This window comes from Streptomyces sp. 7R007, assembly GCF_054850255.1.
This window is the reverse complement of record NZ_JBTWMV010000071.1, coordinates 1-17,538: the sequence shown is the minus strand read 5'-3', so window position 1 is coordinate 17,538 and position 17,538 is coordinate 1. Positions and strand designations below refer to the sequence as shown.

At 72.5% G+C, this 17,538-nt stretch carries 16 protein-coding genes and 1 pseudogene; 9 read left to right on the top strand and 8 right to left on the bottom strand.

Going from position 1 to position 17,538, the window contains the following annotated elements:
• Positions 1-77: 77 nt before the first annotated feature.
• Positions 78-2,672 carry a bifunctional acetaldehyde-CoA/alcohol dehydrogenase gene (adhE, locus tag ACYF6T_RS41180; RefSeq protein ID WP_461703095.1) on the top strand — a complete coding sequence of 865 codons (2,595 nt, stop codon included), beginning with the start codon at positions 78-80 and terminating at the stop codon, positions 2,670-2,672.
• Here adhE and ACYF6T_RS41175 read toward each other — a convergent pair.
• The gene (locus ACYF6T_RS41175; protein ID WP_461703094.1) at positions 2,660-3,697 is read right to left on the bottom strand and encodes an ABC-2 transporter permease; all 1,038 of its coding nucleotides are present in this window, start codon (positions 3,695-3,697) and stop codon (positions 2,660-2,662) included. The genes adhE and ACYF6T_RS41175 overlap by 13 nt on opposite strands.
• Before the next feature lie 141 nt (positions 3,698-3,838).
• Between ACYF6T_RS41175 and ACYF6T_RS41170 the strand changes: the two genes are divergently transcribed.
• Positions 3,839-7,387, top strand: a complete 3,549-nt coding sequence (locus ACYF6T_RS41170) for a DNA polymerase III subunit alpha (protein ID WP_461703106.1) — start codon at positions 3,839-3,841, stop codon at positions 7,385-7,387.
• On the top strand, positions 7,384-8,358 hold the full coding sequence (locus tag ACYF6T_RS41165; protein ID WP_461703093.1) for a DNA polymerase Y family protein: 975 nt from the start codon (positions 7,384-7,386) through the stop codon (positions 8,356-8,358). Before ACYF6T_RS41170 ends, ACYF6T_RS41165 begins: the two co-directional genes overlap by 4 nt.
• A gap of 9 nt (positions 8,359-8,367) precedes the next feature.
• Here the strand turns inward: ACYF6T_RS41165 and ACYF6T_RS41160 are convergent, their stop codons facing one another.
• On the bottom strand, positions 8,368-8,742 hold the full coding sequence (locus ACYF6T_RS41160) for a cupin domain-containing protein (protein WP_461703092.1): 375 nt from the start codon (positions 8,740-8,742) through the stop codon (positions 8,368-8,370).
• Between the two features lie 101 nt (positions 8,743-8,843).
• Between ACYF6T_RS41160 and ACYF6T_RS41155 the strand changes: the two genes are divergently transcribed.
• A complete protein-coding gene (locus ACYF6T_RS41155) occupies positions 8,844-9,290 on the top strand; it encodes a MarR family winged helix-turn-helix transcriptional regulator (RefSeq protein WP_461703091.1) in 447 nt (148 codons plus the stop codon).
• Positions 9,291-9,462: 172 nt separating this feature from the next.
• The gene (locus ACYF6T_RS41150; RefSeq protein WP_461703090.1) at positions 9,463-10,323 is read left to right on the top strand and encodes an esterase/lipase family protein; all 861 of its coding nucleotides are present in this window, start codon (positions 9,463-9,465) and stop codon (positions 10,321-10,323) included.
• 59 nt (positions 10,324-10,382) lie between these two features.
• On the opposite strand, the gene ACYF6T_RS41145 is transcribed toward ACYF6T_RS41150, so the two are convergent.
• A complete protein-coding gene (locus ACYF6T_RS41145; protein ID WP_461703089.1) occupies positions 10,383-11,321 on the bottom strand; it encodes a lytic polysaccharide monooxygenase auxiliary activity family 9 protein in 939 nt (312 codons plus the stop codon).
• Positions 11,322-11,465: 144 nt separating this feature from the next.
• On the opposite strand from ACYF6T_RS41145, the gene ACYF6T_RS41140 reads away from it, so the two are divergent.
• Positions 11,466-11,915, top strand: a complete 450-nt coding sequence (locus ACYF6T_RS41140; RefSeq protein ID WP_461703088.1) for a GNAT family N-acetyltransferase — start codon at positions 11,466-11,468, stop codon at positions 11,913-11,915.
• Positions 11,916-11,921: 6 nt separating this feature from the next.
• Here the strand turns inward: ACYF6T_RS41140 and ACYF6T_RS41135 are convergent, their stop codons facing one another.
• Positions 11,922-12,056 (bottom strand): hypothetical protein, encoded by a 135-nt coding sequence (locus tag ACYF6T_RS41135; protein ID WP_461703087.1) that lies wholly within the window; start codon positions 12,054-12,056, stop codon positions 11,922-11,924.
• Between the two features lie 140 nt (positions 12,057-12,196).
• Between ACYF6T_RS41135 and ACYF6T_RS41130 the strand changes: the two genes are divergently transcribed.
• Positions 12,197-12,811 (top strand): class I SAM-dependent methyltransferase, encoded by a 615-nt coding sequence (locus tag ACYF6T_RS41130; protein ID WP_461703086.1) that lies wholly within the window; start codon positions 12,197-12,199, stop codon positions 12,809-12,811.
• Positions 12,812-12,856: 45 nt separating this feature from the next.
• On the opposite strand, the gene ACYF6T_RS41125 is transcribed toward ACYF6T_RS41130, so the two are convergent.
• Both ACYF6T_RS41125 and ACYF6T_RS41120 read right to left on the bottom strand, forming a co-directional pair.
• The gene (locus ACYF6T_RS41125) at positions 12,857-13,357 is read right to left on the bottom strand and encodes a ribonuclease FAU-1 family protein (protein ID WP_461703085.1); all 501 of its coding nucleotides are present in this window, start codon (positions 13,355-13,357) and stop codon (positions 12,857-12,859) included.
• The gene (locus tag ACYF6T_RS41120; protein WP_461703084.1) at positions 13,338-14,270 is read right to left on the bottom strand and encodes a GNAT family N-acetyltransferase; all 933 of its coding nucleotides are present in this window, start codon (positions 14,268-14,270) and stop codon (positions 13,338-13,340) included. Before ACYF6T_RS41120 ends, ACYF6T_RS41125 begins: the two co-directional genes overlap by 20 nt.
• 71 nt (positions 14,271-14,341) lie before the next feature.
• Here ACYF6T_RS41120 and ACYF6T_RS41115 point away from each other — a divergent pair, with 71 nt between their 5' ends.
• Positions 14,342-14,713, top strand: coding sequence for a GntR family transcriptional regulator (locus ACYF6T_RS41115; protein ID WP_461703083.1), 372 nt, complete (start codon positions 14,342-14,344; stop codon positions 14,711-14,713).
• A gap of 302 nt (positions 14,714-15,015) precedes the next feature.
• Here the strand turns inward: ACYF6T_RS41115 and ACYF6T_RS41110 are convergent, their stop codons facing one another.
• Both ACYF6T_RS41110 and ACYF6T_RS41105 read right to left on the bottom strand, forming a co-directional pair.
• Positions 15,016-15,768 carry a DUF72 domain-containing protein gene (locus tag ACYF6T_RS41110; protein WP_461703082.1) on the bottom strand — a complete coding sequence of 251 codons (753 nt, stop codon included), beginning with the start codon at positions 15,766-15,768 and terminating at the stop codon, positions 15,016-15,018.
• A 16-nt stretch (positions 15,769-15,784) separates the two neighbouring features.
• Positions 15,785-16,879: a DUF5925 domain-containing protein gene (locus ACYF6T_RS41105; RefSeq protein ID WP_461703081.1), complete on the bottom strand. Its 1,095-nt coding sequence runs from the start codon at positions 16,877-16,879 to the stop codon at positions 15,785-15,787.
• A 169-nt stretch (positions 16,880-17,048) separates the two neighbouring features.
• On the opposite strand from ACYF6T_RS41105, the pseudogene ACYF6T_RS41100 reads away from it, so the two are divergent.
• Positions 17,049-17,538, top strand: a pseudogene (locus ACYF6T_RS41100) (xylan 1,4-beta-xylosidase); the annotation flags it as partial.

Sequence of the window (17,538 nt, the reverse complement as noted above, 5' to 3'; positions counted from 1 at the left end):
CGTTCTCGGATCGATGATCGATCGGGGGCGGGGTCGAATGGAGGTGTCAGCGAACTCCGTGATTGAGGAGGCCTGCCATGCAGGTCGTGGACCGGGTGAACGCACTGGTCGAAGGCGCGCTCGACGCGCTGGGCCGGTTCGAGTCGTACGACCAGGAGCAGGTCGACCACATCGTGAAGAAGGCGTCCCTCGCGGCGCTGGCCGCCCACGGCGAGCTGGCGCGGCTGGCGGTCGAGGAGACGGGACGCGGGCTCTTCGAGGACAAGGCCGTCAAGAACATCTTCGCCTGCGAGCACGTCACCCACTCGATGCGCGGTCTGCGCACGGTCGGCGTGATCCACCGCGACGAACTGACCGGCATCACCGAGATCGCCGAACCCGTCGGCGTCGTGTGCGCGATGACCCCGGTCACCAACCCCACCTCCACCACCGTCTTCAAAGCGCTGATCGCCCTGAAGACGCGCAACCCGATCGTCTTCGCCTTCCACCCGAGCGCCCAGAAGTGCTCCACCGAAGCCGCCCGCATCGTGCGCGACGCGGCGATCGCGGCGGGCGCGCCGGAGGGCTGCGTGCAGTGGATCGAGGAGCCCTCGATGGAGGCGACCCGGCTGCTGATGCACCACGACGGCGTCTCCACCATCCTCGCCACCGGCGGCAACGCGATGGTCCGGGCCGCCTACTCGTGCGGCAAGCCCGCCCTCGGCGTCGGCGCCGGCAACGTGCCCGCCTACGTCGCCGCCGACGCCGACCTCGCCCGCGCGATCCACGACATCGTCCTGTCCAAGGCGTTCGACAACGGCATGATCTGCGCCTCCGAACAGGCGGTCATCCTGGACCGCGGTGTGTACGAGGCCGGGGTCGCCGAGATGCGGCGGCTGGGCGCGCACATCGTCACCGCCGCCGAGAAGGAGAAGCTGGAGGCGTTCCTGTTCGGGGCCGACGCGCAGGGCGCCAACTGCGCCGCCGCCAGGCTGAACCCGGCGGTCGTCGGCAAGTCCGCCGCCTGGATCGCCGAGCAGGCCGGGTTCGCCGTGCCCGACGACACCTCCATCCTCGTCGCCGAGTGCGCGGAGGTCGGCGAGCGCGAGCCGCTGACCCGCGAGAAGCTCTCCCCGGTGCTGGCCGCGCTGAAGGCCGACGACACCGAGCACGGGCTGCGCCTGGCCACGCAGATGGTCGAGTTCGACGGCCTCGGGCACTCCGCCGCCATCCACACCGAGGACGAGGACCTCGCGGAGGAGTTCGGCAAGCGGGTCAAGGCGATCCGCGTGATCGTCAACGCGCCGACCAGCCTGGGCGGCATCGGCGACGTCTACAACGCCTTCCTGCCCTCGCTCACCCTCGGCTGCGGCTCGTACGGGCACAACTCGGTGTCGGGCAACGTCTCCGCCGTCAACCTGCTCAACATCAAGCGGATCGGGCGGCGCAACAACAACATGCAGTGGTACAAGGTGCCGCCGAAGATCTACTTCGAGAAGGGCGCCCTGCGCTATCTGAAGGCCATGCCCGACGTGCACCGCGTCACCATCGTCACCGACCGCACGATGGAGCAGCTCGGCTTCGTGCGCCGGGTCACCGAGATCCTCAACTCCCGTGAGGAGCCGGTGCTGTTGCAGTACATCGACAACGTCGAGCCCAACCCGGAGCTGGCCACCGTCCGCGCCGGCGCGGCCGCCATGCGGGAGTTCGGCCCGGACACGATCATCGCGCTCGGCGGTGGCTCGCCGATGGACGCGGCGAAGGTCATGTGGCTGATGTACGAGCGGCCCGAGGTCGAGTTCGCGGACACCAAGGAGAAGTTCTTCGACATCCGCAAGCGGGCCTACAAGTTCCCGCAGCTGGGGGAGAAGGCCAGGCTGATCGCCGTGCCGACCACCTCCGGCACCGGTTCGGAGGTCACCCCCTTCGCGGTCATCTCCGACCCCGAGGCCGCCCGGAAGTACCCGCTGGCCGACTACGCCCTCACCCCGCACGTGGCGATCGTCGACCCGGTCCTGGCGATGAACCTCCCGCCGACGGTCACCGCCGACTCCGGCTTCGACGCGCTGACCCACGCCACGGAGGCGTACGTCTCGGTCTACGCCTCCGACTTCACCGACGGCCAGTGCCTCCAGGCGATCAGGCTGATCTTCGAGAACCTGGAGGCCTGTGTGAAGGAGGGCGCCAGGGCGCCGAAGGCCCGGGAGCGGATGCACAACGCCTCCACCATCGCCGGCATGGCCTTCGCCAACTCCTTCCTCGGCCTCGTCCACGCCATGGCGCACACCCTGGGCAACACCTTCCACGTCGCTCACGGCCGCACCAACGCGCTGCTGCTGCCGCACGTCATACGGCACAACGGCCAGGTCACCCACAAGGCCACCCCGTGGCCCAAGGCCGAGACCTACCGCGCCCCCGAGCGCTACCAGGACATCGCCCGCATGCTGGGCCTGCCCGCCGCGACCCCCGAGGAGGGCGTGGAGTCGTACGCCCGCGCGGTCGAGGAACTGCGCGAGCGCTGCGGCATCCCGGCCTCCTTCCAGGAGGAGGGCGTCGACGAGCAGGCGTTCCTCGCCGCCCTGCCGCAGCAGGCCCTCAACGCCTATGCCGACCAGTGCGCGCCCGCCAACCCGCGGATGCCGATGATCGACGAGATGCGGGAGCTGATGCGGAAGGCGTACTACGGCGCCTGAGCCGGCCGGGGCGTCCCCTGGCGCCTCGCCCGCAGCACCGCCGCCCCCAGTGTGACCACGATCCCGGCCGCCGCCCATGCCGACAGCACCAGCAGGGCGGCGGTCGTGTCGTTGCCGTCGAAGTACGCGATGGACCGCGCCACCCACGTCCCCGCGCCCGGCGGCAGCGCCGGCCCGATCGCCTTCCAGAACGGCGGCAGCATCGGCAGCGGGAAGGCGCCGCCCGCGCTCGGGTTGCCGGCGATCACCACGAGCAGGATCGCCAGGCCGATGCCGACGATGCCGAAGACCCCCTGCAGGGCCAGCGTCGCCGCCCCCACCGCGAAGGTGACCAGGGCGCCCAGCCCCCACAGGGCCGGCACGCTGCCGGGCAGCGCGCCCAGGACCGGCCCCACGATGACCGCTCCGCCGAGTCCGCCGACGACCGCCACCAGTGCCATGACGGCCAGCCGGATCGTCGCGCGGCGCGGGTTGGCGGGCCGGGCGCCCGTGCTGATCGCCAGGATCGACGCACACAGATAGCCGCCGACGCACCAGCCCACGACCACGTAGAAGGACGACAGCCCGTCGAAGTCCTGCGAGGACGCCGGCGCCACGTCCACGGTCCTGATCGTCCGCTGCTGGGAGGCCTCCAGGGTGGTGAGGTACTTCTCCAGGGTGGTCGCGAGGGCGGTGCCGCCGCCGGAGGCGACCAGGAGGGTGTCGGTCGTCCGGGCCGGGTGGATCACCAGGGCCCCGTCGATGTCCCGGTTCATGATCTTCTTCCGCGCGGTCGCCTCGTCGGCCACCACCCGCGGGTCCAGCGGGGAACCCGGCAGCCGCTCCAGCCGGGCCACCGCCTGCCCCGCCGCGGCCTGGGGCGCGACCACACCGAAGGGCACGTCCTTGGGCGTCGGGTGGTGCAGCGCACCCACGTAGGAGGCGATGAACAGCAGCTGGAGGGCGACCACGCCGAGGACGAGCACGGTGGCCCGCGGAGTGACGGCGTCCTTCACCTCGGCGAGGAAGGGGGTCCTCTGAGTCATGTCCTCACGGTCCGGGCAGCCGGGCATCCGCGCAGGTGGGAGGCGTCCGAACGGATGTCGTACGCATGTTCGAGAAAGGGGGTATGGTGGAGGTGGGAATGTTGGGAACTGACGTTCGAGAGTCAGGTGCGGGAGGTGCGTGTGCCGGGGTTCACCCATCTGCACACCGCCTCCGGGTTCTCGCTCCGATACGGGGCCTCACACCCGGAGCGGCTGGCCGAGCGCGCCTCCGAGCGGGGCATGGACGCCCTCGCCCTCACCGACCGCGACACCCTCGCGGGCGCGGTCCGCTTCGCCAAGGCCTGCGCCCGGGCGGGGGTGCGGCCGCTGTTCGGCGTGGAGCTGGCGGTGGCGGCACCGGGGCCGGAGTCCGTACGAGGAGAACGGCCTGTACGAGGAGAACGGCCCGGACGAGGAGAACGGCGCCGCACCCCCGTACGCGGCGGCGCCTTCATCGACGAGTCGGCCCCCCGCGTCACCTTCCTCGCCCGTGACGGCGCCCGCGGCTGGGCCGACCTGTGCCGCCTCGTCACCGCCGCCCACACCGCCGAGGGCCTGCCGCTACTGCCCTGGGCCGGCAACCACGCCGACGGCCTGACCGTCCTGCTCGGCCCCGGCTCCGACGTCGGCCGCGCCCTCGCCGCGGGCCGCCCGGACCGCGCGGCCCGGCTCCTCGCCCCCTGGCGGGAGGTCTACGGCGACGCGCTGCGCCTGGAGACCGTCTGGCACGGCCGCGAGGGCACCGGCCCCGGCTCCCTGCGCCTGGCCGCCCGCACCCTCGGCTTCGCCGCCGAACAGCGCGTCCGGCCGGTGCTCGGCAACGCCGTGCGCTACGCCGACCCCGGCCTGGGCCCGGTCGCCGACGTCCTGGACGCGGCCCGCCGGCTGGTCCCGGTCGGCGGCGCCGGGGAGCTGGACTCCGGGGAGGCCTGGCTCAAGGGTGCCGAGGACATGCTGCGGGCGGCCGAGCGGATCGTCGAGGCGGCCGGGTACCGGCGCGAGGCCGCCCACCGGCTGCTGGAACAGACGCAGGCCACGGCCGCCGAGTGCCTCGTCGACCCCGAGGACGACCTCGGCATGGGCACCGTCCACTTCCCCGAACCGCACCTGGTCGGCGCCGGCCGCCGCACCGCCCAGCGGGCGCTGGCCTCGCGGGCGGCGGCGGGGATGGTGCGGCACGGGTACGCGGGCCGGCGCGCGTACTGGGAGCGGATGCACCACGAGCTGGACATCATCGCCCACCACGGCTTCGCCTCCTACTTTCTGACGGTTGCTCAGGTGGTCGACGACGTAAGGGAGATGGGCATCCGGGTCGCCGCCCGCGGCTCCGGCGCCGGCTCCCTGGTCAACCACCTCCTCGGCATCGCGAACGCCGATCCGGTCGAGCACGGGCTGCTAATGGAGCGCTTCCTGTCCAAGGAGCGGGTGGTGCTGCCGGACATCGACATCGACGTGGAGTCCGCGCGCCGGCTGGAGGTCTACCGCGCGATCATCCGCCGGTTCGGCGAGGAGCGGGTCGCGACCGTCGCGATGCCGGAGACGTACCGGGTGCGGCACGCGATCCGGGACGTCGGGGCCGCCCTGTCCATGGACCCCGCCGAGATCGACCGCGTCGCCAAGTCCTTCCCGCACATCCGGGCCCGGGACGCCCGCGCGGCCCTCGGCGAACTGCCCGAACTCCGGGCGCTGGCCGGGGAGAAGGAGCGCTACGGACGGCTGTGGGAACTGGTCGAGGCCCTCGACGCCCTTCCGCGCGGGGTCGCCATGCACCCGTGCGGGGTGCTGCTGTCCGACGCCTCCCTGCCCGGCCGTACGCCGGTCGTGCCGACCAGCGGCGAGGGGCTGCCCATGTCCCAGTTCGACAAGGACGACGTCGAGGACCTCGGACTGCTCAAGCTCGACGTCCTGGGCGTGCGGATGCAGTCGGCGATGGCGCACGCGGTCGCCGAGGTGGAGCGGGCCACGGGGGAGCGGATCGACCTGGACGCGCTGGCGCCCGGTGACCCGGCGACGTACCACCTCATCCGCTCCACCGAGACCCTGGGCTGCTTCCAGATCGAGTCGCCGGGCCAGCGGGACCTGGTGGGGCGGTTGCAGCCGGCCACCTTCCACGACCTCGTCGTCGACATCTCGCTCTTCCGGCCCGGTCCGGTCGCCGCCGACATGGTGCGGCCGTTCATCGAGGCGCGGCACGGGCGGGCGCCCGTCAGGTATCCGCACCCGGACCTGGAGGAGCCGCTGAAGGGGACGTACGGGGTCGTCGTCTTCCACGAGCAGGTCATCGACATCGTCGCGATCATGACCGGCTGCGGGCGCGGGGAGGCGGACCGGGTGCGGCGCGGGCTGTCCGACCCGGAGTCGCAGGGGCGGATCAGGGTCTGGTTCGCGCAGCACGCGGCGGCGAACGGATATGACGCAGAAACGATTCAGCGCACCTGGGAGATCGTCGAGGCCTTCGGTTCGTACGGCTTCTGCAAGGCGCACGCGGTCGCCTTCGCCGTGCCGACGTACCAGTCGGCGTGGCTGAAGGCGCACCACCCGGCCGCCTTCTACGCCGGGCTGCTCACGCACGACCCCGGCATGTACCCGAAGCGGCTGCTGCTGGCGGACGCGCGGCGGCGCGGGGTGCCGATCCTGCCGTTGGACGTGAACAGGTCGGCGGTCAACCATCGTATCGAACTGGTGTCTGAATCAAAGGAGTCGAAGAGGGTGTGGGGGCTGCGGCTGGCGCTCTGTGACGTGCACGGCATCAGCGAGGCCGAGGCGGAGCGGATCGCCCGGGGGCAGCCGTACGCCTCGCTGCTGGACTTCTGGGAGCGGGCGCGGCCCAGCCGGCCCCTCGCCGGGCGGCTGGCGCAAGTCGGCGCGTTGGACGCTTTCGGCGCCAACCGCCGTGACCTGCAACTGCACCTGACCGAACTGCACCGGGGCGCCCGGGGCGCGGGCGGCGGCCAACTCCCGCTGGCGGGCGGCCGGAAGACCGCGTCGGCCGGGCTGCCCGACCTGTCCTCCGCCGAGAAGCTCAGTGCCGAGCTGGGAGTGCTGTCGATGGACGCCTCACGCAATCTGATGGACGATCACCGGGCCTTCCTCGACGAGCTGGGCGTGGTGTCGGCGCGGCGGCTGCGGGAGGCGCGGCACGGGGAGACCGTGCTGGTCGCGGGCGCCAAGGCGGCCACCCAGACCCCGCCGATCCGCTCCGGCAAGCGGGTCATCTTCTCCACGCTGGACGACGGCACGGGCCTGGTCGACCTCGCCTTCTTCGACGACTCCCACGACGCCTGCGCGCACACCGTCTTCCACTCCTGGCTGCTGCTGGTGCGCGGAGTGGTGCAGCGGCGCGGCCCGCGCAGCCTCAGCGTGGTGGGCGCCGCCGCCTGGAACCTCGCGGAACTGCTGGAGGTGCGCAGGGCGGAAGGGCTGGACGGGGTCGCGGCCCGGCTCGCGCTGCCGCCCGCGGCGGACGGCTCCGGGCCGGCGGACGGCGGTGGCGCGTCGCCGGCCCGGCTGGCCGGTTCGGACGGACGGCCGGCGCCCGCGGGCTCAGCGGCCCGCGACCCGATGGAGGACCGGAAGATCCGCATGCCCACGGGGTACGAGATGCACCCCTGGGCGGATCTGCGCCCCGCGGGTGAAGGGCCCGCGGTGGGAAGGAAGTTGTGGCACCAGAGTCCGGGGAGTGCGGGATGACCATCGTGTGCGTACGTTTCCAGCTGCCGCCGGAGTCCGAGGCGGCCCTGCCGGAACTGCTCGGACTGCTGGAGGAGTTCACGCCGGTGGTGGAGGCGCTGCCACCGGACGCGGCGCTGGCCGATCTGCGGGGCGCCGAACGGTACTTCGGGCGCGGCGCGGTCGAACTCGCGTCGGTGATCCGGGTCCGCGCCCTCGCCCTGCACGGCGTCGACTGCGCCATCGGCGCCGGGCCCGGCCCGATGCTGGCCCGCGTGGCGTTGGGCGAGGCCCGGCCCGGGGTGACGTGTGCGGTGCCCGACGACGCCGACGCCGTCCGGGGGTTCCTCGCCGACCGGCCCGTGACCGCGCTGCCCGGCGTCGGCGCGGCCACCGCCCGCATCCTGTGCGAGTACGGCCTGGACACCCTGGGCCGGGTCGCCGCCGCCCCCCTGTCCACCCTCCAGCGCCTGGTCGGCGCGCGGGCCGGCCGCGAGCTGCACGAGAAGGCGAACGGGATCGACCGCGGCCGGGTCGTCCCGAACGGCGTCTCCCGCTCCCTCGTCGCCGAACGCCCCTTCACCCGCGACGAGTTGGACCCGGACCGGCACCGCCGCGCCCTGCTGTCGGCCGCCGAGGAGCTGGGCGCCCGGCTGCGCGCCCTCGACAAGGTCTGCCGCACGCTCACCCTCACCGTGCGCTACGCCGACCGCTCGGCGACGACCCGTACCCGCACCCTGAAGGAGCCGACCGCGCACTCCGCCGCCCTGACGAGGACGGCGTACGGCATGTACGAAGCGCTCGGCCTGCAGCGGGCCCGGGTCCGCGCGGTCCTGCTGCGCGCCGAGGACCTCGGCCCCGCCGAACAGGCCTCCCACCAGCTCACCTTCGACCCCGTGGACGAGAAGGTCCGCCGGGTGGAGGAGGTCGCGGACCGGGTGCGGGCGAAGTTCGGGCCACGGGCGGTGCTCCCGGGAACGCTGGCGGCGTAGGCGGGCCGCTCAGTTGGCCCACGGCGGGGTGATCCGGCTGCCGTCCGCCAGCTCCGCCTCCAGTCCCAGGGACGTGGTCACCCACGAGATCGCGGTCTGGTCGGTGGGGTTCTCGATGGTGAGGGTGGCACCGGCGTTGACGATCACCGTGTCGCCCGCGCCGACGCGCTCGGTACGGCCGTCGAGGGTGACGAGCAGCTCGCCGACGAGCAGATGGAAGATCTCCTCGCGGCTGACGATGTGGAGGGGTGCCTTGGTGCGGGGCGGGATCTCCCCGCGCCAGGCGCACAGCTCCTTGCCCCCGGTGCGGGGGCCGGCGTACGAGACGAAGCGGACGCCGTGGATCTCGTGGGTGACCGCTTCGGACGCGTGGACGACGGGCATGGGTGACCTCCGAGGCCGTAAATGGTCAAGCTGCTTGACTGTCATGCTCGCCCTATGGTCAAGCTGCTTGACCATTTCGTCAAGGGTGTTTCAATGCCCTCGTGCACAACTCCGAGGCCATGGCCCTGACCGCCACCCTGCTCGCCGTCGCGGGCGAGCTCACGCGACGTGTCGACGAGGGCGTGCTCGCCCGCGGCTTCGAGGGGATCAGGCCCGCGCACGGGTTCGCCTTCGCGCGCATGGCCCCGGACGGGGCGACGGTGACCGAGCTCGCCGTCCATCTCGGGGTGACCAAGCAGGCGGCCAGTCAGCTCGTGGACGAGATCGTGCGCAAGGGGTACGCCGAGCGGCGGGCGCATCCCGGGGACGCGCGGGCGCGGCTCGTGGTGCTGACCGAGCGGGGGTGGGCCTGCACCCGGGCCGCGGAGGCGGCGGCCGCGGAGGTGGTGGCGGAGTGGGCCGGGGTGCTCGGGGAGGGCGAAGTGCGGGCGTTGTGGGAGAGGTTGGCACGTATCGCGCCCTCTGGTCCCATCAGGCCCGCCTGGTGACGGTTCATCAGTGGCTACTCGGAAGTCAGTTATCACTGGAAGTTTTTACTGACGCGTAACTTCACAGTTGCACTACTCGCTCGTAACTTGACGAGTGAACAGCATCCTTCGTGATCCGGATCACAGGGCGTAAGGCCGTCGTACCTCCCTTGAGCCGCAAGGAGATCACCCGATGCTGCCCTGGAAACGCCTGCTCAGACCCCTGACCGCGCTGCTGCTCGCCGCCGCCGTCAGCGTCCCCGCCGCCACCGCCGCCCACGCCTCCGACGCTCCCAGCACCGGCTGGAACGACTACTCCTGCAAGCCGTCCGCCGCCCACCCCCGCCCCGTCGTCCTCGTCCACGGCACCCTCGGCAACTCCGTCGACAACTGGCTGTCCCTCGCGCCCTACCTGGAGAGCCGCGGCTACTGCGTCTTCTCCCTCGACTACGGCCGGCTCTCCGGCGTCCCCGTCTTCTACGGCCTCGGCCCCATCGACAAGTCGGCCGAGCAGCTCTCCGCCTTCGTCGACAAGGTGCTCGCCGCGACCGGCGCCGCCAAGGCCGACCTCGTCGGCCACTCCCAGGGCGGCCTGATGCCCCGCTACTACCTGAAGTTCCTCGGCGGGGCCGCCAAGGTGAACGCCCTCGTCGGCATCGCCCCCGACAACCACGGCACCACCCTGGACGGACTGACCGGCCTCCTGCCGTACTTCCCCGGCGCCCAGGACCTGATCTCCGCCACCACCCCCGGCCTCGCCGACCAGATCGCCGGCTCCGCCTTCCTCACCAAGCTCAACGCCGGCGGCGACACCGTCCCCGGCGTCCACTACACGGTCATCGCCACCAAGTACGACGAGGTGGTCACGCCGTACAGCAGCCAGTTCCTGACCGGTGCCGACGTGCGCAACGTGCTGCTGCAGAACCTGTGCTCGCTCGACCTCTCCGAGCACGTCCTGATCGGTCTCACCGACCGGATCGCCTTCCACGAGGTGGCCAACGCGCTCGACCCGGCCCACGCCACCACGACCACCTGCGCGTCGGTGCTGAGCTGACGCCCTTCGGGGCCTGTCCGACCTGAGCCGCCGGACAGGCCCCGCCCCCCGTCGGCGCGCTAGCGGGCGCGCCGGCGGACCGAGGCGAACAGCGCCGCCGACCCCAGGGCCAGGGCCGCCGCCCCGCCCACGGCGAGATACGGGGTGGTGCCGTCGCCGCCCGTCTCCGCCAGCTCCTGCACCCGGCCGTCCGCCTCCGGCGTGTTGGCCGTGGTGGGTTCCGCGGAGGTCCGCGCGTCCTGGTCACCGTGCCCGTGGTGCTCGACCGTCGACTTGCCGGCACCGGCCTCGATCTGCTCGTCGGAGGGCGCGGAGGCGGTGGGCGCCGGCGAGGAACCGCCCGAAGCGCCGACGGTCCCGCCGAAGGTGACGTCCGAGCAGGAGTAGAACGCCTCCGGGCTGTCCGAGCGCTGCCAGACCGCGTACAGCAGCTGCCTGCCGGAACGCTCGGGAAGCGTGCCGGAGAACGTGTAGAAACCGTCCGCGGCGACCGGGTCGGTGGCCGTCGCCACGGGATGTGCCAGGTCCAGGTCGGACCAGGCCAGCGGCTGGGTCGGGTCGTAGCCCTGCTTCGTGAGGTACACCGTGAAGGTGCCCTTGTGCGGGGCGGTCACGCGGTACTTGAAGGTGTACGACCCGCTGCGCACGCTCGTCGCCGGCCAGTCCGCGCGGGCCAGGTCCAGGCCCTTGAACTCGTCGTTGTTCGCGCTGCACAGCCTGCCGTCCGGGATCAGCTCCTGGTGGCGCCCGTTCGCGTCGCCGATGCGGATGCCGTTCCAGTCGTAGAGCGCCTGCGTGCCGCCGGCCGCCACCGCGGCCCTGCACGCGTCGGAGGCAGGGCTCTCCGGGTTCTCCGCGTAGCACTGCGCCACCCGGCTGACCGGGTCGCCCATCGTGCCGTGCGCCGACGCCGGGGCGGCGGCCAGCGCGGTCAGGACGAACGGGGCCGCGCCGAGGGCGGCGACGGCGGCGGCCGTGCGACGGCGGGGTGCGGGCATGGGGAGTCTCCTCGGGGCGGTTGCGGTGATCGGAAGCCATCCCCAAGAAACCGTGAAATCGCCTGCTGAGGGCGGGTGGTGGAGATCCTTATGCTCGCGTTAAGGGAGTGCTCAGGCTGGGATCAGGTACGTACCGTGCACGGCATGGAAGAGCACGAGATCCGGCCCGCCGTCGCCGCCGACGTCCCCGCGGTGAAGGCCGTGACCGACGCCGCCTACCACCCCTACATCGAGCGGATCGGGGTGGTGCCGGTGCCCATGGAGGCGGACCACGCGGCGGACGTGGCGGCGGGGAAGGTGTTCGTGACGGGGCGGCCCGTCGTCGGGCTCGTCGTGCTGGAGGCGCACGACGACCATCTGTTCCTGGACAGCATCGCCGTCCACCCCGACGCGCACGGCACGGGCGTGGGACGGCGGCTGCTCGGGTTCGTGGACGCACGCGCGCGTGCCCTCGGCCTGCCCGAGGTCAGGCTCTACACGAACGCCCTGATGTGGGAGAACCAGAAGATCTATCCGAAGTACGGGTACGAGGTCGTGGAGCGGCGTGTGGACGGTCCCTACGACCGCGTCCACTACCGCAAGCGGCTCAACTGACCGCCGTCAGCCGTCCGGCCACCATGTTCGTGCGATGTCCTTGCGCACCTCCGGCCGCCCGGCGGGACGCTCGTCGGCCTCCTCGCGGACCCGGCGGGCGTCCGTCTTCTTCAGGGGCTTGTGCACGGTTGTACGGCGCATGGCTGCCTCCTTCAGGGTCTATCGAGTTCCCGCGTTCTCACGGAGATAGACCCGTTCGGGGAGAGTGACTCATCGGTCGGGGTCTGTCAGTGGCGGCTGTCACGATTCGGTTGTCAGTGGCGGGTGTCACTCTTGGGCTCATGACGGATGACATCGAGCGTCTGACCGGGGCGGACGTGGACTGGGACGCCCAGGCCGCCACCTTCGACGACGAACCGGACCACGGCCTGCGGGACCCGCGGGTGCGCCGGGCGTGGGCCGCGCGGCTCGCCTCCTGGCTGCCCGCGCGGGCGAGCGACGTCCTCGATCTCGGCTGCGGCACGGGCAGCCTGTCGCTCCTCGCGTCCGAGCAGGGACACCGCGTCACCGGCGTGGACGCCTCCGCGGCGATGGTCGACCGGGCGAGAGCGAAGCTGGCCGGCCGTGACGCGGTGTTCCTGCTCGGTGACGCGGCGGCGCCACCGGTGGGGGAGCAGCGCTTCGACGTCGTGCTCGTACGGCACGTGCTGTGGGCGCTGCCCGACCCGGGGCGCGCACTGCGGCACTGGCGCGGTCTGCTGCGGCCGGGAGGGCGGCTCGTGCTGGTCGAGGGGGTGTGGGGGACGGTGACGCCGGTCGGCATACCGGCCGACACCCTCACCGCCCTCGTCACCCCGCTCGCCAGCGAGGTGCGGGTGGAACGGCTGTCGCAGGACACCCTGCTGTGGGGCGGCGACGTGCCGGACGAGCGCTATGCGGTGGTGGCGGTGGTGTGAGGGCGCGGGTGCCAGGGGCGCGGAAGCGTCGGCTCGTGCCGCGGCTCACGCCAGCAGCGCCTCGAAGCCGCCCTCGCGGGCCAGCGTCTCCAGTTCGTCCAGCGCCGCCACCGCGGCCGCCGCCGCCCGCGGATCCGTCCGCGACAGACCGCTGTCGGCGAACTCGTCCTCGTCCAGGCGCCGTACGTCCCGCCCGTCGGCGGAGCGCCACAGGTCCAGGTCGAGGTCCTCGACGACCAGCTCGGCACCGCAGAGCACGGCCGGGCGGGCGATGTCGCAGTACCAGCCCTTGAGCGTGCCCGAGGAGTCGCGCAGCTCCTTCACCGCGTACCAGCGGTCCCGCCAGTAGTACTCGGTGAAGACGTCCCCGGCCTCGAAGCGCACGAAGCCGAAGTCGCGGGGCTCGCCGCCCGCGAAGGGCGCCCGGACGACGACGCGGGTGCCGTCGTCGCTCAGCAGCCGGGCCGGGTAACGGAGCTTCGTACGGCCCGCCTTGACCAGGACGACGTCCAGCCGGCGTGCCGGGTCAGCCGAGTTCGCGGACATACCGGACCTCCGTCGCGCAGATCTCGTATCCGAACCACTTGTTGATCGCGAGCATCGGGCCGTTCCCGGCGTCGTTGCCGGTGAGTGCCCGGGTGAAGCCGGCCGCGCGGGCGCGGTGCAGCGAGTCGTTCTTGACGAGCTTGGCCAGGCCCCGGCCGCGGTAGGCACGGGCGGTACCGGTCATGGCGGTGGCGTAACGGCCGGTGGCGGCGTCACTCCAGGCCAGGCTGAACGCGGCGGGGCGGCCCTCGACGAACGCGACCGTGGTCAGCTCCCGGTCGAGCAGCGGGTGCCGCCAGACCTCCTCGATCCAGTTCCCGTAGTCGGTGAACTCGGTGTCCACGTCGCTCGGTTCGTCCGAGGCCGTCTCCGCGTCCAGCTCGTACAGCGGGCGCGGGTCGTCGGCGAGGTCGGCGGCGCTGCGCAACTCGACGCCGGAGGGCGGGGGCGCGAGCGGCGGGAGGGCGGCGGTGGTGAGGTCCAGGCGCAGGAAGTGGGCGGAGCGGCGGGCCCGGTAGCCGTGGCGTTCGGCGAACGCCCGGTTGCCCGGCTCGTCCAGGACCCAGGCGTACAGCTTCCGCGCGCCGTTGTCGGTCAGGTGCGCCTCGGAGGCGCGTACCAGGAGGTCGCCCGCACCGCGGCGGGTGTGCTCGGGGTGCACGTAGATGTTGAGCATGCCGAGGCCGGGTTCCGGGCTGTCGTGGGCCAGTTGCACCTGGGCCGTGCCGATCACCTCGCCGTCCTCCTCCGCGACGAGGGAGCGGAAGCGGGCGTCGGGGTGGGTGCGGACGAGGCGGTGCAGTATGGCGTCCGCGGTCCACAGGATGTGGGGCAGGGCGAGGTGCCGTACGTGGGCGAAGGCCTCCACGTCGGCCCGGTCGTCCGGACGGAGGTCACGCACGATCACTGTCATGTGGGGGCACGGTACGCGGGGGGTGTGCGGGGGTGCCTCTCATTTTCCGGCGGGTGCGGGACAATCGTGCCGTGACCTTGAAGATCCACATCGACGACAGTGCGGCGCCGTACGAGCAGGTGCGGGCGCAGATCTCCGAGCAGGCGCGGACCGGGGTGCTGCCGGTGGGCTACCGGTTGCCGACGGTGCGGGGGCTGGCGGAGTCGCTGGGGCTGGCGGCGAACACGGTGGCCAAGGCGTACCGGGCGCTGGAGGGTGACGGGGTGATCGAGACGCGGGGGCGCAACGGCACGTACGTGGCCGCGGCGGGCTCCGCGGCGGAACGGGAGCTGGCGTCGGCCGCGCAGGCGTACGTGGAGCGGGCTCGGCGGCTGGGGCTGACGGAGGACGACGCGTTGGCGGCCGTCCGTGACGCGTTGCGAGCGGGATACGGCAAGGACTGACCCGGGTCGGACACCGCCGGATCGCGCCGCCGTGGCCGACCGCCGCTGCGGCGGACAAAACACCAGCGGACCAAACACCAGCAAACCGAACATCACCGATCCAAGCGTCCCCGGGCCAAACGCCAGAGGCCCAAGCGTCCCCGGGCCAAACGCCAGAGGCCCAAGCGTCACCGGGCCAAACGCCAGAGGCCCAAACGTCAGCGCGCCAAGCGTCGGAGGTCGGAACGTCAGCGGCGCGAATGGCACCGGGCAAGCGGCGGAGGGCGAAACGTCAGCGGCGTGAACAAACGTCCGCGGACGCTTCAAGGGGTTCGTGTGACCCTTAGATCCCTCGTGCGGGCCGCTTTCGCGAACACCGTCGCGTCCCGCACCGCCGCCCCCGTCGGGTCGTTGTTGAAGTACGCGTAGACGTCCTCGTCGGCGCTCCAGGTCCGCGTGATCCGTTCCACCCACGTCTCCAGCGCCTGCCGGCCGTAGTGCGGCCACGCCCGTGCGCGGCCCTGGTGGAAGCGGACGTAGCCCCAGTCGGCCGTGCGCCACAGCGGGGTCGACGGGCGGGAGAGGACGTCCGCCCAGCACAGGGCCGCGGCGCGGGCCTCCAGGACCTTCCGTACCTCGGGCGTCCACCAGGAGTCGTGTCGTGGCTCCACCGCCACCCGGGTGCCGGGCGGGAAGCAGGCGAGGCAGGCGTCGAGGAGGCCGGCGTCGGCCTTGAGGGTCGGGGGGAGCTGGAGGAGGACCGGGCCCAGCCGGTCGCCGAGGCCCGCCGCGTGCGTCATCAGGCGGTCGACCGGCTCCTCGGGATCCCGCAGCCGCTTGATGTGCGTGAGGAAGCGGCTGGCCTTGACCGCGACCGTGAAGTCCCGCGGCACCCGCTCCCGCCACGCCTCGAAGGTCTCCCGCGCCGGCAGGCGGTAGAACGCGTTGTTGATCTCCACCGTGGCGAAGTGCCGCGTGTACTCCTCCAGCCACAGCCGCGTCGGACACCCGGCGGGGTAGAGCACACCCCGCCAGTCCTTGTACTGCCACCCCGAGGTCCCGACGAACAGGGTCATACCGTCCATCAAAGCACTACAGGTACAACCCCGCGTCCGTCCCCTCCCGCGGCTCCGGCAGCGTCGTCGGCGAGGTGCCCCGGCGCAGGGCGTACAGCTCGGCCAGCGTGGCCCCGTCGCGGCCCACGCCCTCCTCGGTGCCGAGCCAGTTCACCGCCTCCCGGCGGGTCAGCGGCCCCACCTCGATGCGGGCCAGGCAGCGGCCGGGACGGACGACGGCCGGGTGGAGGCGCTCCAGGTCCTCGTTGGTCGTCACGCCCACCAGCACGTTGCGGCCCTGGCCGAGCAGGCCGTCGGTCAGGTTGAGCAGGCGCGAGAGGGCCTGGCCCGCGGTGTGCTTGGCCTCGCCGCGGATCAGCTCGTCGCAGTCCTCCAGCAGGAGCAGCCGCCAGCGGCCCTTGCCCGTGGCGTCCTCCTCGCCGATGGCGATGTCCATCAGATAGCCGACGTCGGAGAAGAGCCGCTCGGGGTCGAGGACGCAGTCCACCTGGCACCAGTCGCGCCAGGAGCGGGCGAGGGTGCGCAGGGCCGAGGTCTTGCCCGTGCCCGGCGGGCCGTGCAGGAGCAGAAGACGGCCCGCGATGTCCTCCGGGGTCGTCTTCATCAGGCGGTCCATCGCGTCCGCCACCGGCGCCGTGTAGTTCTCCCGTACGTCGTCCCAGGTGCCGGCGGAGATCTGGCGGGTGGTGCGGTGCGGGCCGCGCCGGGGGGAGACGTACCAGAAGCCCATCGTCACGTTCTCCGGCTGGGGTTCGGGCTCGTCGGCCGCGCCGTCGGTGGCCTGGTCGAGGACCTTCTTCGCGAGCTCGGCGCTGGTCGCGGTGACCGTGACGTCGGCGCCGCGGTTCCAGCGGGAGACCAGTACGGTCCAGCCGTCGCCCTCCGCGAGCGTGGCGCTGCGGTCGTCGTCGCGGGCGACGCGCAGCACGCGGGCGCCCGCCGGCAGCAGCGTGGCCCCGGAGCGGACGCGGTCGATGTTCGCCGCGTGGGAGTACGGCTGCTCGCCCGTCGCGAAGCGGCCGAGGAACAGCGCGTCGACGACGTCGGACGGCGAGTCGCTGTCGTCGACGGTGAGCCGGATCGGCAGCGCGTCGTGTGGGTTCGCAGACATGGCGTCCATGATCCGGCACGCACGCGCCTGACGCACCCGGTTTCCGCGGTGCGCCGGGTGTGTCGGATTCCGGCAGCATGATCCCCTTGCGGTCGCTCCGTCCTGTTACAGGGTTGTGCATTCACGACATCTGCCCTCCTTGTGACCCCCGCCATTACTGTTGCCCTCGATGGGACGTCATGGGTGGACTTCGGGGGCACGGCGGTGGCGGCTCACCGCGCTGCTCGGCGTGGGCGTGGCCGCACTCGCACTGATCGTGACCCTGGTCAACACGCTTCCGGACAGCGGTGCGAGCACCGCGGGGACCTCGAAGAACGGCGCCACGGTGCACGGCACCCCGGTCACCCCGAAGAACCAGGACAGCCCCGAGGTGGGCTGGGGCTTCACGCACACGCAGTACAGCGCCGACGAGGGCGCTCCGGCGGCCACGGACCGGGTGGAGAAGCTGCTCTCCGACGCCGGCGGCCTGCCGCAGGACCAGGCGCTCATGGGGTGGGGCGCGGACAACCCCGAGCCGGTGAAGGGGCGTTACGACTTCGCCGCGATGGACCGCCGGATCGACTTCATCCGCAAGTCCGGCGGCACCCCCGTCGTCACCCTGTGCTGCTCCCCGGACTGGATGAAGGGCGGCAAGGCCGGCGTCGGCAACACCGACTGGA

What these genes read in the sequence shown, in the direction of transcription:
- adhE (WP_461703095.1), top strand. Translation starts at nt 78, where the DNA reads ATGCAGGTCGTGGACCGGGTGAACGCACTGGTCGAAGGCGCGCTCGAC.
- ACYF6T_RS41175 (WP_461703094.1), bottom strand. Translation starts at nt 3,697, where the DNA reads ATGACTCAGAGGACCCCCTTCCTCGCCGAGGTGAAGGACGCCGTCACT.
- ACYF6T_RS41165 (WP_461703093.1), top strand. Translation starts at nt 7,384, where the DNA reads ATGACCATCGTGTGCGTACGTTTCCAGCTGCCGCCGGAGTCCGAGGCG.
- ACYF6T_RS41160 (WP_461703092.1), bottom strand. Translation starts at nt 8,742, where the DNA reads ATGCCCGTCGTCCACGCGTCCGAAGCGGTCACCCACGAGATCCACGGC.
- ACYF6T_RS41150 (WP_461703090.1), top strand. Translation starts at nt 9,463, where the DNA reads ATGCTGCCCTGGAAACGCCTGCTCAGACCCCTGACCGCGCTGCTGCTC.
- ACYF6T_RS41145 (WP_461703089.1), bottom strand. Translation starts at nt 11,321, where the DNA reads ATGCCCGCACCCCGCCGTCGCACGGCCGCCGCCGTCGCCGCCCTCGGC.
- ACYF6T_RS41140 (WP_461703088.1), top strand. Translation starts at nt 11,466, where the DNA reads ATGGAAGAGCACGAGATCCGGCCCGCCGTCGCCGCCGACGTCCCCGCG.
- ACYF6T_RS41135 (WP_461703087.1), bottom strand. Translation starts at nt 12,056, where the DNA reads ATGCGCCGTACAACCGTGCACAAGCCCCTGAAGAAGACGGACGCCCGC.
- ACYF6T_RS41130 (WP_461703086.1), top strand. Translation starts at nt 12,197, where the DNA reads ATGACGGATGACATCGAGCGTCTGACCGGGGCGGACGTGGACTGGGAC.
- ACYF6T_RS41125 (WP_461703085.1), bottom strand. Translation starts at nt 13,357, where the DNA reads ATGTCCGCGAACTCGGCTGACCCGGCACGCCGGCTGGACGTCGTCCTG.
- ACYF6T_RS41120 (WP_461703084.1), bottom strand. Translation starts at nt 14,270, where the DNA reads ATGACAGTGATCGTGCGTGACCTCCGTCCGGACGACCGGGCCGACGTG.
- ACYF6T_RS41110 (WP_461703082.1), bottom strand. Translation starts at nt 15,768, where the DNA reads ATGACCCTGTTCGTCGGGACCTCGGGGTGGCAGTACAAGGACTGGCGG.
- ACYF6T_RS41105 (WP_461703081.1), bottom strand. Translation starts at nt 16,879, where the DNA reads ATGTCTGCGAACCCACACGACGCGCTGCCGATCCGGCTCACCGTCGAC.